The organism is [Mycobacterium] stephanolepidis (assembly GCF_002356335.1).
Taxonomy (GTDB): domain Bacteria; phylum Actinomycetota; class Actinomycetes; order Mycobacteriales; family Mycobacteriaceae; genus Mycobacterium; species Mycobacterium stephanolepidis.
Window position 1 is genome coordinate 2,869,968 of the sequence record NZ_AP018165.1, and the last position, 13,811, is coordinate 2,883,778.

12 protein-coding genes are annotated in these 13,811 nt (G+C 66.2%); 2 read left to right on the forward strand and 10 right to left on the reverse strand.

Annotated features, from left to right (window positions below):
- Window positions 1-8 precede the first annotated feature (8 nt).
- From MSTE_RS14260 to MSTE_RS14275, 4 genes are read right to left on the reverse strand one after another with little or no spacing between them, the layout of a single operon-like run.
- On the reverse strand, window positions 9-1,082 hold the full coding sequence (locus tag MSTE_RS14260) for an XdhC family protein (protein WP_096502140.1): 1,074 nt from the start codon (window positions 1,080-1,082) through the stop codon (window positions 9-11).
- The gene (locus MSTE_RS14265) at window positions 1,079-3,787 is read right to left on the reverse strand and encodes a molybdopterin-dependent oxidoreductase (RefSeq protein WP_096502142.1); all 2,709 of its coding nucleotides are present in this window, start codon (window positions 3,785-3,787) and stop codon (window positions 1,079-1,081) included. Before MSTE_RS14265 ends, MSTE_RS14260 begins: the two co-directional genes overlap by 4 nt.
- Window positions 3,784-4,596, reverse strand: coding sequence for an FAD binding domain-containing protein (locus MSTE_RS14270; protein ID WP_096502144.1), 813 nt, complete (start codon window positions 4,594-4,596; stop codon window positions 3,784-3,786). The genes MSTE_RS14265 and MSTE_RS14270 overlap by 4 nt, the downstream gene beginning before the upstream one ends.
- Window positions 4,596-5,951 (reverse strand): 8-oxoguanine deaminase, encoded by a 1,356-nt coding sequence (locus MSTE_RS14275; protein WP_162291648.1) that lies wholly within the window; start codon window positions 5,949-5,951, stop codon window positions 4,596-4,598. The genes MSTE_RS14270 and MSTE_RS14275 overlap by 1 nt, the downstream gene beginning before the upstream one ends.
- A gap of 77 nt (window positions 5,952-6,028) precedes the next feature.
- Here MSTE_RS14275 and MSTE_RS14280 point away from each other — a divergent pair, with 77 nt between their 5' ends.
- Window positions 6,029-7,438, forward strand: a complete 1,410-nt coding sequence (locus MSTE_RS14280) for an amidohydrolase family protein (protein ID WP_096502148.1) — start codon at window positions 6,029-6,031, stop codon at window positions 7,436-7,438.
- On the opposite strand, the gene pucL is transcribed toward MSTE_RS14280, so the two are convergent.
- From pucL to MSTE_RS14305, 5 genes are all read right to left on the reverse strand, one after another.
- Window positions 7,435-8,343 carry a factor-independent urate hydroxylase gene (gene pucL / locus MSTE_RS14285; RefSeq protein ID WP_096502150.1) on the reverse strand — a complete coding sequence of 303 codons (909 nt, stop codon included), beginning with the start codon at window positions 8,341-8,343 and terminating at the stop codon, window positions 7,435-7,437. The genes MSTE_RS14280 and pucL overlap by 4 nt on opposite strands.
- Window positions 8,344-8,359: 16 nt before the next feature.
- Window positions 8,360-8,683, reverse strand: a complete 324-nt coding sequence (uraH, locus tag MSTE_RS14290; protein WP_096502152.1) for a hydroxyisourate hydrolase — start codon at window positions 8,681-8,683, stop codon at window positions 8,360-8,362.
- Window positions 8,680-9,222 carry a 2-oxo-4-hydroxy-4-carboxy-5-ureidoimidazoline decarboxylase gene (uraD, locus tag MSTE_RS14295; RefSeq protein ID WP_096502154.1) on the reverse strand — a complete coding sequence of 181 codons (543 nt, stop codon included), beginning with the start codon at window positions 9,220-9,222 and terminating at the stop codon, window positions 8,680-8,682. Before uraD ends, uraH begins: the two co-directional genes overlap by 4 nt.
- Window positions 9,209-11,161, reverse strand: coding sequence for a solute carrier family 23 protein (locus tag MSTE_RS14300; RefSeq protein ID WP_096502156.1), 1,953 nt, complete (start codon window positions 11,159-11,161; stop codon window positions 9,209-9,211). The genes uraD and MSTE_RS14300 overlap by 14 nt, the downstream gene beginning before the upstream one ends.
- A 121-nt stretch (window positions 11,162-11,282) precedes the next feature.
- Window positions 11,283-11,993, reverse strand: coding sequence for a GntR family transcriptional regulator (locus tag MSTE_RS14305; RefSeq protein ID WP_096505889.1), 711 nt, complete (start codon window positions 11,991-11,993; stop codon window positions 11,283-11,285).
- Window positions 11,994-12,150: 157 nt separating this feature from the next.
- Here MSTE_RS14305 and MSTE_RS14310 point away from each other — a divergent pair, with 157 nt between their 5' ends.
- Complete coding sequence (locus MSTE_RS14310) at window positions 12,151-12,891, forward strand: aspartate/glutamate racemase family protein (protein WP_096502158.1); 741 nt, start codon at window positions 12,151-12,153, stop codon at window positions 12,889-12,891.
- Here MSTE_RS14310 and puuE read toward each other — a convergent pair.
- On the reverse strand, window positions 12,846-13,811 hold the full coding sequence (gene puuE, locus MSTE_RS14315) for an allantoinase PuuE (protein ID WP_096502160.1): 966 nt from the start codon (window positions 13,809-13,811) through the stop codon (window positions 12,846-12,848). The genes MSTE_RS14310 and puuE overlap by 46 nt on opposite strands.

A 13,811-nucleotide genomic window follows, 5' to 3' on the forward strand; every position in this document is an offset into this window, starting at 1 on the left:
GGTAGTCCTCACCGGTGGATCGGTCCCTCGGTGTCGCTCAGCGCCCGCCCTGATCCTCCCGAGGTTTCTGCAATGATTTGCGCTGCAATGGATATCGCGGTCTCCTCGGGTGTGCGGGCATTGAGGTCCAGGCCCAGCGGGCTGCGTAGCCGCCGCAGCTGGTCGTCGGTGACGCCTTCCTCACGCAGGCGGACCACTCGCTCGGTGTGGGTGCGGCGCGAGCCCAGCGCGCCGACGAATGCCACCGATGCTGTCGTCAGTGCCGCCGCCAGCATCGGCACATCGAACTTCGGGTCGTGGGTGAGCACGCACACCACGGTGCGCCCGTCGATGCGCCCGGCCGCCACTTCGGCGCCCAGGTATCGGTGCGGCCAGTCGACCACCACCTCATGGGCGTGCGGGAACTGTGCCGACGTCGCGAACACCTCACGCGCATCGACGACCGTCACCCGGTAACCCAGTTGGCTCCCCGTGTGGCTCAAGGCCCGCACGAAGGCATTGGCCCCTGCCAGAATCATCCGCGGCGGTGCTCCGAACGCCTGCACGAACACGCGCGGCCGCGCGGATTGATCCGGCTCACAGCGATCGGCACCCGCCACCGCGCTGCGTCCCGCCCGCACCAACGACGCGATGGTGCCGTCGATCTGCGGCCACGGCGCCGAATCACCCGGCCGCACCAGCGCCCAATCCGGAATCCCCGACAGCGTGCTCACCAACCCCACCGGCTCCCCCGCCTCGATCAGACCACGCAACCGGCGCAGCAGCGGTAGTTTCTCGGCGCCCACACTTTCGGTGACGACTTCGATTTCGCCCCCGCACGTCAGACCCGGGGCGATACCGTCGTCGACACCGAACCGCTCACTGACACACAGCCCTGTCGCCAGGACGTCGCGTGCGGTCTCGATGACCGCGGCCTCCACACATCCACCGGACAGCGACCCGATGACCACCGAATCGGCCGTCACGAGCATCGCCGCGCCGGGCTCACGCGGAGCCGCACCGCTGACCTCCACGACGCGAGCCATGGCGACAGCGCCACCGCCCTCGAGCAGGTCGATCAGATCACCGAGCACGTTCTTCATGAGGACACTCCCGCACCGGATGCGTCGATGGCCTGCCACACCCGTGCCGCGTTCATCGGCAGACTGTGCATCCGAACCCCGACGGCGTCACGGATCGCGTTGGCCAGCGCGGGGGCCACCGGGTTGTACGGCGACTCGCTCATCGACTTGGCACCCAGCGGCCCCAACGCGTCATAGGTGTCGGCGAAGTAGACCTCGGTGTCGGGCAGATCCACCAGCCGCGGAATGTGATAGTTACGCAGCGCTGTGGTGCTGACAAAGCCGTCCTGCACCAGAATCTCTTCGTAGAGCGCCGAACCGATGGCCTGCGCGACACCGCCTTCCACCTGGCCACGGCACTGCTGCGGGTTGATGACCACCCCCGCGTCGGCGGTCTGTATCGACTGCAGGATGCGCACGGTGCCGGTGCCCGGATGCACACCGACGCGGAATGCCTGGACGTTGAAGGCGACCGATCGGGGCGTGCCCTCATGGCGGCCCAATGCGGCTAACGGCTCCGGCGCCGAGCCGGCGATATCGACCAGCCCCAGCAGCTCCTCGCCGATTCGCACGCCGTCGGGTCCCAACACGCACCGCGATTCCGGCACCGCCAACTTCGCCGCGGCAAACCGGATAATCTTGTCGCGCAACAGCTCCGCCGCTCGGTGCACGGCCAGACCCGCGACGGTGGTGCCGGCCGAGCCGAAGGCGCCGGTATCGTGGCCCACCCCGTCGGTATCGGCCTGGTGAATGTCGACCTGGCCCGGAGCGCATCCCAGCACCGCAGCCGCGAGCTGCGCGTGCACGGTGGTGGTGCCGTTGCCGAATTCGGCTGAACCCACGGTAATCCGGTAACGCCCTTGCTCGTCCAGCTCGGCGCGCGCATCGGCCACATGCCCACGCGGCGGCACGGTCGCGATCATGGCGATCGCCATGCCCTCCCCTACCTTCCACTCCGCAGACAGGGCCGATCCGTTACGCGCCGGATCGGCGCCGCCGCGAGCCAGCGCGTCCTGCGCGAGGTCCAGACACTGGTCCAGCCCGTAGCTGCCGAACTCCAGATCGTCTTCCTCGACTTCCCAGCTGACAAACGGGTCTCCCGGGACGATCGCGTTGCGGCGCCGGAACTCGAACGGGTCAATGCCGAGTTCACGTGCCAGCTCATCAAGGGCCGATTCGATACCGAACAGCACCTGCCCCAGCCCGTAGCCCCGAAACGCACCAGACGGAATGTTGTTGGTGTACACGGCCTGCGCATCGACGCGCTTGTTGGCACAGCGGTATTGGGCCATCGACTCGTTACAGCCATGGAACATCACCCCGACGCTGTGGTTGCCGTAGGCCCCGGCATCGGAGAGCACATCGACGGCCAAGGCAGTCAGCACCCCGTCGGATCCGGCCGCGGCGGTCACATTCACCCGCATGGGGTGACGGCACGGCGCGATGGTGAATTGGTCGGTGCGGCTGAACTCATAGACCGCGGGCGCCCCGGTGACACGCACCGCCAGTAGCACCAAGTCCTCGGTGAGCATCTCCTGTTTGGCGCCGAACCCGCCACCGACGCGCGGTGCGAACACCCGAACCTGTTCGCGTGCAAGGCCGAAAACGTGACACAGCTCGTCGCGCACCAGGAACGGGACCTGGCTGCTGGTGCGCAGCACATAGCGCCCGTGCTCGTCCCGCCAGCCCACCGCGCCGTGAGTTTCCAGGTGCACATGCTGCACACGCGCCGTCTGCCAGCTGCCGCTGACCACCGCCCCCGATTCCCTGGCTCGGGTCACCGCGGCCTCGACATCACCGACTTCACCATGCACCTCGGCGACCAGATTGCGCGCGGGGTCGGCGATCCTGGCGCCGGGCCCCTTGTCCCCGTGCACGATGTGCGCACCGGGCTGCTGCGCCAGCTCCGGATCGAATATCGCCGGCAGTACCTCGTACTCGATGTCGATGTGCTCGAGCGCCCGGTGCGCGATGGTCGGCGAGTCCGCCACCACCGCTGCGACGCGCTGTCCCGCGAACCGCAGTACACGGTCGAAAATCAGTGTGTCGTCGGGGTCGTCGGTGCGCTCGTGATGGCGTGCGGTGGAGAACGGCACACCGGGGTCGTCGCGATAACACAGCACCGCGCGCACCCCCGGCAGGCTGCGGGCCTTCTCGGTGTCGATCCGGGTGATACGGGCCGACGGGTGCGGGCTGCCCAGCACCGCAATATGTCCCACCCCGGCAGGCAGCTGGTCCATCGTGTACGGCTCGGTGCCGGTCACCACTCTCGTCGCTGCAGGGGCACTGACGACCCCCTGCGGGGGCGCCGCACCGCAGATGGCGGCGCGAATGGGCCGGTATCCGGTACACCGGCACAGGTTGCCTTTCAACGCATTTCCCAGATCCTCGGTCTGATCCTCGGTGAGCGTCGCCGCCGTCAACACCATTCCGGCGGTGCAGAATCCGCATTGGAATCCCGCATGGCCGATGAAGCCGCGCTGCATGGGATGCAGGTCGTGCTCGTCCCCGAGGCCACGCACGGTGAGGATCTCGGCATCGCTGACGCGATGTGCGGGCACGATGCACGAATGTTGCGATGCCCCGTCCACCAGCACCGTGCAGGCACCGCAATCACCTGCGTCGCAACCCTTTTTGACCTCGGTGTGGCCGTGCTCGCGCAGGAAGGTGCGCAGGCACTGCCCGGGACGGGGGCTGGTGTCGATGATCTGACCGTTGACCTTCACGGACGGCCCCCGGCCAGCTCGTCGGTGACCTCGCGGGCCAGTTGGGCGGTGACCGCGCGCCGCCATTCCGCGGTGCCGTGAGCATCGGTATGGAACTGCGCACCTGGGATTGCCGCCGCAGCCCGCGCGACACGTTCCGGTTCAGCGGGAACCCGCAACACAATTGGCCTGCGCGTTGCGGCCGAGACCCCCAGCACGATGTCGCGGCCGTCTAGGCGCCCGGTCACCAATGCACCGGAGCGCCCCAGCACCGAGTACGCGACCTTGCGCAATGCTGTCGGTTGCGTGAGCGCCGCGACAGGAAAGGTGATGGCACGCAACACATCACCGGGACGCAATGTCGTCGTGTTGATATCGGTCACGAAGTCGGTAACGGGGCAGCGTTCGTCGGTTCCGTCGCGGCGCCAGATGAGTAGCTCGGCATCCAGGGCAGCGCAGAGCGAGATCATCGCCCCTGCGGGCAGGCCCAGGCAGATGTTGCCGCCGACTGTCGCGGCGCGCCAGATCTTGAAGGAGGCCAGCAGGGCACGTGCGCACTGTCCGAAAAGGACGGTGGCCTGCCATTCGGGTGGATATGAGGCACTCACCAGTCGTTCGATGCTGCAGGTGGCCGCGACCTGCAGGCCGTCTTCGGTCACCACCAAGTCCGGCCAGCGCATGCCCGCGAGGTCGACCAAACGCCGCAACCCCGGTTGCGGCTGACTCATCAGCCAGGTGCCGCCCGCCAGCACGCCGTCCTGCGTCCCGAGACCGCCCAGATCAGCGCGGTCCCGCGGAATCAGCACCGAGTCGATGGTGTGCAAATCCATCAGCGCACCCTGCCCATCAATCCATGATGCGCCGCCTGCACCGCGGCCGCGATCCGATCGGTGTCCACCGTCAGCATCTGCCCGTCCCTGACGACGGGTCGACCGCCCACCCACGAACATTTCACGGGCGGTACCTCACCCAGCACCAATGCGGCCACCGGATCATCGATTCCAGTGTGTCCCAGCGTGCGCAGGTCCCACAACACCAGGTCGGCGTACTTACCGACCTCGATAGAACCGATCTCGGCGGCACGGCCAAGGAGGCGGGCCCCTCCCAACGTCGCCAGCTCCAGCGCGGTGCGCGTGCTCAGCGCCGTGGGCCCTCCCACCGCGCGGGCGAACAGCAGCGCCTGGTGCGCCTCCTCCAGCATCCGCCCCGACTCATTGGAAGCAGCGCCGTCCACGCCCAGACCCACCGGTACCCCGGCCGCCAGCAGCTCCCGGGTACGGGCGATACCGGCGCCCAAGCGTCCGTTGGAGGTCGGGCAGTGCGCAATGCCGGTTCCCGTGCCGGCCAGCCGGGCGATCGCGGCATCGTCGAAGTGAATACCGTGCGCGAACCACACATCGGGTCCCAGCCAGCCCAGCTCGTCCATGTAGTCCAAGGGGCTGCAGCCAAACCGCTGGGCGCAGTAGTCGGTCTCGTCCTGCGTCTCGGCCAGGTGAGTATGCATCCGGACACCGCGCTCGCGGGCCAAGACCGCCGTCTGCCGCAACAGCTCGGTTGTCACCGAGAACGGCGAGCAGGGGGCCAGCCCGATGCGCACCATCGATCCCGGTGCCGGGTCATGCCAGCGTTCGACGGCCGCGGCGCTGGCATCCAGAGCGGTGTCGATCGACTCCACCAGATCATCGGGCGGCAGGCCGCCGGCCGACTGCCCCAGGTCCATCGACCCGCGGGTCGGGTCGAACCGCACGCCGACCTCCCGCGCCGCCTCGATCTCGGCTTCCAGCAGATCGCCTGCGCCCGAGGGGAACACGTAGTGGTGATCGGTGGTGGTGGTACATCCCGACAACGCCAGCCAGCTCAACGCACCCTGCGCCGCCACATGCAGACCATCGGCGTCGATACCCTCCCACACCGGGTACAGGGCGCTAAGCCATTGGAAGAGCGTGTGATCGGCGGCAAGCCCGCGGGTGATCCACTGATAAAGGTGGTGGTGAGTGTTGACCAGCCCGGGTGTGAGCAGACAGCCGCGACCATCCACATGTTCGATGCCCGGCAGCGCCTGCCACGGGTTCTGCTGACCGGCGTGCAGTATCGCGGCGATCAGGTTACCGTCGATGACCACAGTCGCACTGTCGAGCTCACGACCGTCGCGATCCACGGTGGCCACGAATACGTTCTCGATCAATGTAATTGGACTCACGGGCGGGGCCTGCCGGTAACCCTTGGGCTGCGGACCCGACGCGCGATGTGCACTATGGTGCGATGGACCCGATTGCCGCCACCGTCTACCGCGGACATATCTTCCATATCGCGGGCTCCCCCGGTATCGCCGATGCCGCTGCGCACCTGCAGTCGATCCCCGAGGGCGCGCTGGCGGTCGGCTTCGACGGTGTGATCGCGTACTGCGGCACCTATACCGAACTGCCGCAGGCATACTCCGCGTGGCCGGTGCGCGATCATCGCCCCGGTTTCCTGCTTCCGGGCTTCGTCGACACGCACATGCACTTCCCGCAGACCTACTGCACCGATTCGTACGGCGGCGGCCAACTGCTGGAGTGGCTGCAGCGCTGCATCTTTCCTGCAGAGGCCCGTTTGGCCGATCCGGTGCTCGCCCAGCACACCGCCGAAACCTTTTGCCGGCGCCGCATCGCCGCCGGCACCACGGCCGCGATGGTGATGGGTTCGGCGTTCCCCGACGCGCAGGAGGCCTTGTTCACGGCGACGCGCACCGCGGGCCTGCGGATGGTCAGCGGACGCGGCGTGCAGACCACCGGGCCCGACAGCGCCGCGCCACTGCTCACCACCACTGAGCGCGCAATCCAGCTCTGTGCCGACGAAATCGAGCGCTGGCATGGCGGCCCGCTCACCGATGTGGCGCTGGTGCCCCGGTTCTCCTTGTCTGTCACGCCCGATACCCTCACGGCGCTCGGCGAGCTGTACGACGGGGTGCGCGGCAGCGGCGTCTACTTCCATTCCCACCTCAACGAGAACGCTCGGCCGGGCACCGGCGAGGTGGACGTCACTCTGTCCACGTTCGGGGTGAGCAGCTATCTGGATACCTACGACGGTCATTTCCTGCCCGGCTCTCGCAAGGGGGGCTCAACCCTGTTGGGCCGCAGGAGCATCCTGGCGCACGCCGTGCACTGCCAGGATGCCGAACTGGCGCGCATGGCCGAAACCGGTTCCTCCATAGCGCATTGCCCCACCTCGCAACTGTTCCTGGGCTCCGGAACGATGCCGTGGCGCCGGACCGTCGAGAGCGGAGTCACCATCGCTCTGGGCACCGATGTGGGCGGTGGCGATGAATGGCTGATGACGCGCGTGCTGAACGACTGCTTCAAAGTCCACATGTCGGAGCCGGCGTCGGCCGCGGTGTCCCTGCATCCCGCCGAGCTGTTGTTCACCGCCACCCTTGCCGGGGCCCGCGCGTTGGACCGCGAAGAAACGTTTGGCAACTTGGACAAAGGCAAGGACGCGGACTTCCTGATCATCGATCCGCACCGATGGGAACCGTTGGCCGACACCCTCTCCCATGGCATCCGATCTGACGATGAGCAGCTGGCCACCGAACAGTTGCTGTTCCGCCTCCTCATGGGGCTACGCGAACCGGCCATCAGCTCGGTGCGGGTGCGTGGGCGCGATATCACCGGCTACCTCGACCGCGACCGCTAGACCAGCCAGGCCAGATGCGGGTCCCAGGCCGGCCCGGCCTCCGGAGCGTCGTCGCGCGCCACGATGGCCTGGATGAGCCCGTACGGACGGTCGTCGGCGTGGAAAACCTCGTTGGGGTTCTCCAGCCCAAACGGCGACAGGTCGTAGACGAAGTGGTGCTTGTTGGGCGCCGAGAGCCGAACCTCGGCGATCAGCGGATACGACTCCAGGATCGCCTTGCCGATCTCGTACAGCGTCTGCTGCAGAGCCAACGAATGCACGGTGGCGAAGCGCTCCAGAATGATCCGCTTGACCCCCAGATACGTCTCATCCCAGTCGATATCGGCTCCGACAAAGCGCCATTTGGCCACCAGCGAGGTGGCCATCACCCGGTCACTGGTGGGCTGCAGAACCGTGTATTTGTCCTCGAGGAAATCGTGAAACTCCGAACCCGTCGACTTCAGCACAACCAGGTCTTTGAGACCACCGATCACCCAGGTCCGCTGCGCCGCACCCACACCGTCGACGGTGATCTCCGCGGTACGCACCTCCTGCCCCTTGCGAACCCAGCTGTGGTCGTGCTCGCGCCCGTCGACGACAACTCTCTCCCAGGCATATTCGTCGATCTCGATGCGCGCACCGGTCACCGGTTCGTACTCGTCCACAAAGTGGTGCGCCAAGTCCAGGCCGTATCGCTCGATGGTCTCTATGCCCTTCTCCTTGGCGTAGGCATAGATGGTCTGCTTCTGGCTGTCGGTGGGCAGCACCTTGCGCTGATCGCCGTCTGTGTAGGCGGCGGCGAAATCCCCACGCAGCGCGCTGCCGACGTTGAGGTCCTTGATCTCATGACGCGGGCTGTCGCGATAGATCCTGACTACCCGATTCTCGGCCTTGCCGTACTGATTGCCTCCGAGGACGATTGCCACTGGTGCGTTTCCTTTCTCAGCTGCCGCGATAGGTGGAGTAGGCGTACGGGCTCAGCAGCAACGGGACATGCAGATGCCCACCACCGTCCGCCTGAAAACTGATGATCACTTCCGGGTAGAAACCCTCGATCCCGTTGTCGGTGAACCAGGTGCCGGTGTCGAAGATCAGCCGATACCGCCCAGCAGCCAGCACCGTGCCGGTGAGGTCGGCGATCTTGCCGTCGGAATCTGTTGTGCTGCCGGCCAGCTCGGTACCCGCGCCGTCCAGAAGCGTCACCCGCACGCCCCGCGCCGGTCGGCCCGATACCGCGTCCAGCACATGGGTACTCAAACCCGTCACAATCCACCTTCCGTCTCGACATCATCAGCATGCCTGCCCGCCGGACCCAGCATCCGCTCCAGGCGGCTGCGATTGATCTTTCCCAATTCCATTCTCATCACACGGCGCTCGTGCTGCGGGTCGTTCTTGAGCCGCTCCTGCAAGATCGCCAATAGCTCCTCGGCGGGCCTACCATTGGCAAAGACCAGGTACACGTAGCCGAACCGCTCCTCATACTCGGCATTGCATTCCCGCAGACGCTGCAGCACCGCGGCGTCGGCACCGGTGACGCCGGACTGCTCCCGGCGCGACGCCGCGCTATCGGATCGCTCCCCGATCCTCGGGTGCCCGTCCAGAGCCTCATCCAGGTCCGAGTCGGTGAGCTCGGCCAGAATCAAGTCCGCCCGGTGATACAGCGCATCTTCATCGCGGAACGGCCGGCCTGCGGCGACCCGCACCGCCCATATCCGCGACGCGCAGCACTCGTAGAGCCAGTGGATCGCCTGGCCGTCGCTGAGTTCGTTGAAGCTCTCGATCCCCCGCCAGTCAACGCGCCGCATGGAAGTCCTCGAAGCGCCCGAAGCGGGCCGTCGTGATGGGGTTCGCATCGGCCACCAGATCATCGAACCGGTAATTGGCGATCTTGGCGATCTCGATAAGGGCAAAGGACCGCTCGCTGGTCGTCGAGTTCTCCATGCGGCTCCACCCGTTGCGCAGTACCCGCTCATAGCGCTCGGTCTCACGCGCGCAGATCACCAGTGGAAAACCGAAATGTTCGCGATAAGCGTTGGCCAGGCTCACCACGTTGTTCAGCTCCCCCTCATCGAGAGTCTGCAAAATGGTGTGGTCGACGGCCGTCATCTCTCCAGCTTCGTCCTCGGCGCCCAAATCGGGGAACGATCTGATGAGTTCGAGCTGTTCGTCATCGCTACCGGTGAGCATCGCCTCCTGGAAGGCGCTGCGTAGATCGTGTGCGTCGGCGAAGGGACGCTGGCGGTAGGCACGATCGACAACCCAGTGCACGTCTTGGACCAGTGCGCCGAAGGTGCGACGGAACTCTTCCAACGTCATCTCGTTGACCTGTGCGAGCCGGATGGCGCCGCCGCCCGCCACCGCAATACCCCGGCTGCCGGTGTGGAAGAACAACAGATTCAAGGCGATCGCGGTGATAGCGCCCATGGTGATACCGGTGCTGAACGGGATCTGCAGCAGGCCCGGCACAGCCTGGTCGATTCCCGGCAACGCGGGAACCTGAACCTCACGTCCGCGATCCAGCACCGTCGACGGGCCCGATGATTGGGAGAACTGTACGTACATCCCCATGGCCAGTGAGGTACTGGCGATGATCAAGTTGCGGTGATCGTTGAAGTCGACCTTGCCGAGAGTCTGGATGCCGACCACAGCCACCGTCGCGAACAGTGTCATCGCGGCCCCGCCCAGCACCGGGGCCGGGATGGACTCCACGACCTTGGCGGTCTTGGGCAACACTCCCAACACCATCATGATGACCCCGGCGGCCGCTACTACCCAACGACTCTTGACCCCGGTCAGGCGCACCAGACCGACGTTCTCCGAGAACGCCGTGTAGGGGAAGGAGTTGAAGGTGCCGCCGATCATGGTGGCGATGCCGTCGGCGCGGACGGTGGCCGCGATATCCGCCCCGCGCACCCGCTTGCCGACGATCTCGGCGGTGGCGAAGACCGCGCCGGTGGATTCAACAGCGGTCACCATCAGCACCACGATCAGAGACACCACCACGATGACGTCGAAACGCGGTGCGCCGAAGGCGAACGGCGAGGTGAATCCGATCCAGCCCGCCTCACCCACCCGGGTGAAATCGGTATCACCGGCGATCCAGGCGATGGCGGTACCGGCGATCAACCCGAGCAGCACGGCGATGGTGCTCCAGAAGCCACGAAAGAACCTCTGCATCAACACGATCAGCACGATGGTGCCCACCGCGTACACCAGCCAGCGCCCGTTGCCGGGATCGTGCGCGGCCACCGGGCTGTGCGGGTTACGGACGGCGTCGCCGATGCCCACCGGCAACAGCGACACCCCGATGATCGTGATGACCGAGCCGGTCACGATGGGCGGGAAGAAACGGATGAGGCGGGCGAAGAACGGCGCGATGAGAAAGGTGAACGCGCCGGCGGCGATGACGGCGCCGTAGACGGTGAGCAGCCCGACCCGGCCGCCGCCGTGGTCATTGGCGATCTTGATCACCGGGGCCAGGGTCGCGAAGGTGACACCCTGCAGCAGCGGCAGTCGCACGCCGATCTTCCCGAACCCGACCGCCTGCAGGATGGAGGCGATACCGCAGGTGAACAGGTCGGCGGTGATCAGCATGGTCAGCGCCTCGGCGTCCAGGTCGATGGCGCGCGCGATGAGCAGCGGCACCAGTACCGCGCCGGCATAAAACGCGATCACATGTTGAATGCCCAGCGTGACGAGCTTGCCCGCGGACGGCACCTCATCGACGGGATGAACTCTCCTCATCGCGGAACCTCCCTGGTCTCGGAGCGTCCGCACACACCCGCCGGCCGCGCAAGCGACGCTAGAGCCAGCGTGTTGCGGCCAGGTTGCCGGGTGTCTATATTTTGCCGACCGGTCAATCCCGCTACGTATCGACGATCACATCCAATTGCCCTGCGGCAGAGACTATCGCCGACTCCAAGCGGTCGTGGTGTGTGCTCGCCACCGCGAGCAGGGCGTCGGTATCGCGCCTTGCCACCGCTGTGATCATCGCCTCATGGTCGGCATGCAGCTGCAATTGATCCGACGCCGATACCGTCCGCATCACCTGAAACGGTTCGGTCAGATTCCAGGTGGCCTCGAACATGTGCAACAGGCGATGCATGCCGCAGGGGGCTACCAAGGCGCGGTGAAAACGCCGGGAGTGCAGGTGAAAGGCCCGCGCATCACCCTCGACAGTCGCCTGTTGCAGCAGCTCGTGTTCGGCCAGCGCTCGATCCAGGTCCTCCGAGGTTGCCAGCGCCGCGGCCTGCGCCAGCGCGGCACGCTCGAGAACGCCTCGGGTGAAATAGATCTCACGAAGCTCCGGCAGCGTGAGTTGAGCCACCCGATATCCGCCATTGGCGCGATGATTGACAAGCCCTTCGGCGACAAGGGTCTTGAGCGCTTCCCGCACCGGAATGGGACTGATCTGGTACGTGTCGGCCACTTCGTTGATGGGGATCGTCGAACCCGGTGGCGCGGCACCGTCCAGGATGGCACGCCGCAGCCCGTCGAGCACGCTCGTCTGGTCATGCCCGGACGTGTTGGCGCGCAGCTCGTTGATCAGCCTCCGGTAGCGGAACGTACGTGACATTCGCCCTCCATCGCCGTCGCCTACCACCCGATCTTCCCAGCGCTCGCGCCTGCCCGCCATCGCTGGCGACACAGAGTTAACGCGAACGTTTCATGGCGCGGTGCGCTGTGACAGCGCCACACCCCGCACCCTACGCGGGCGACGTACCCTGTGGGCCATGCGGATACGCGTCATCAATCCCAATACCACCGAGGCCATGACGAAGGCCGTCGGCGTGGTGGCGGAATCGGCGGCCTGGCCGGGAACCAGCATCACCACCGTCAACCCTTCGATAGGGCCGGTATCGATAGAGAGCCATTACGACGAGGCGTTGAGTGTGCCCGGTGTGCTGGCCGAAATCCGTCGCGCCGAATCCGAAGGCGCCGAAGGGTATGTACTCGCGTGCTTCGGCGATCCCGGCCTCGATGCGGCCCGGGAACTTGCCACCGGTCCGGTGCTCGGTATCGCCGAGGCCGCCATGCACATGGCCAGTCACCTGGGCCGGGGGTTCAGTGTGGTCACCACACTGGAACGCACCGCCGGTCGCGCCTGGGATCTGGCCGAACGCTATGGGATGTCACGTTTCTGCCGAGGCGTGCACGGTTGCGATATCGCGGTGCTCGACTTGGAAACCAATCCCCAGACCAAGGATATTCTCATAGAACTATGCCGCCGCGCGGCGCGCGACGACGGCAGCGAGGTGATCGTGCTGGGCTGCGCGGGAATGGCCGGGCTGTGCCGGGACATCTCGGCAGAGATCGGACTCCCGGTAATCGACGGCGTGGCAGCCGCGGTGAACCTGGTGCAATCGTTGGTATCGATGGGCCTGCGCAAATCCGGACACGGCGAGTTCGCCGCACCTCCGGTCAAACCCTATGCCGGACTATTGGATTCGTTCGGATCGATACCGGCGGGATGAACCCGACGCCAATGCTCGGCGATGTCGATGCGTCTGGCGATCCACACCGCCTCATGCGCTTGTACGTGGTCGAGGAACCGTTCGAGCGCAACCGTGCGCGCCGGCCGGCCTACCAGCCGGCAATGTAAACCCACCGACAGCATCTTCGGACTGCCCGCCTCCCCCTCGGCGTACAGACAATCGAAGGCATCACGCAGATGGGTGAAAAATTGTTCCCCACTGGGGAATCCGGCCGGTGAGGCGAACCGCATGTCATTGGTGTCCAGGGTGTAGGGCACCACCAGGTGGTCCGTCACACCGCCGTGAGCGGCCACCCGAACCCAGTACGGCAGGTCATCGGCGTACGAGTCGGAGTCGTAGGTGAACCCTCCGTGCTCGACCACCAGCTGCCGGGTCTGTGGGGAGTCCCGCCCTGTGTACCACCCCAGGGGCGCCGCGCCGGTGAGATCGCGCAGAATCTGAACCGCCTGCACCATGTGCTCACGCTCGATATCCGGCGACACCAACTGATAGGACTGCCAGCGCAGCCCGTGGCAGGCAATCTCGTGCCCAAGCTCACTGAACGCGGCCACCGCCTCTGGATTGCGCTGCAAAGCCCGCGCCACCGCGAAGATGGTCAGCGGCAGGCCACGGCGCTCGAAGACCCTCAAGACGCGCCAGAGACCGGCCCGTGAGCCGTATTCGTACAGCGACTCCATGCTCATGTGCCGGTTGGGGAATGCCTCGGCCGGGACCATCTCCGAGAGAAATGTCTCTGAACCCGCCGAGCCATCCAGGACGTTGTTTTCCGCGCCCTCTTCGTAGTTGAGCACGAACTGCACCGCGATCAGCGCCTCGCCGGGCCACCGCGGGTGTGGCGGCGTGCGCCCATAACCCACCATGTCGCGGGGTGCCGCCTGTCCAGCCTCGTTATGAGCCAT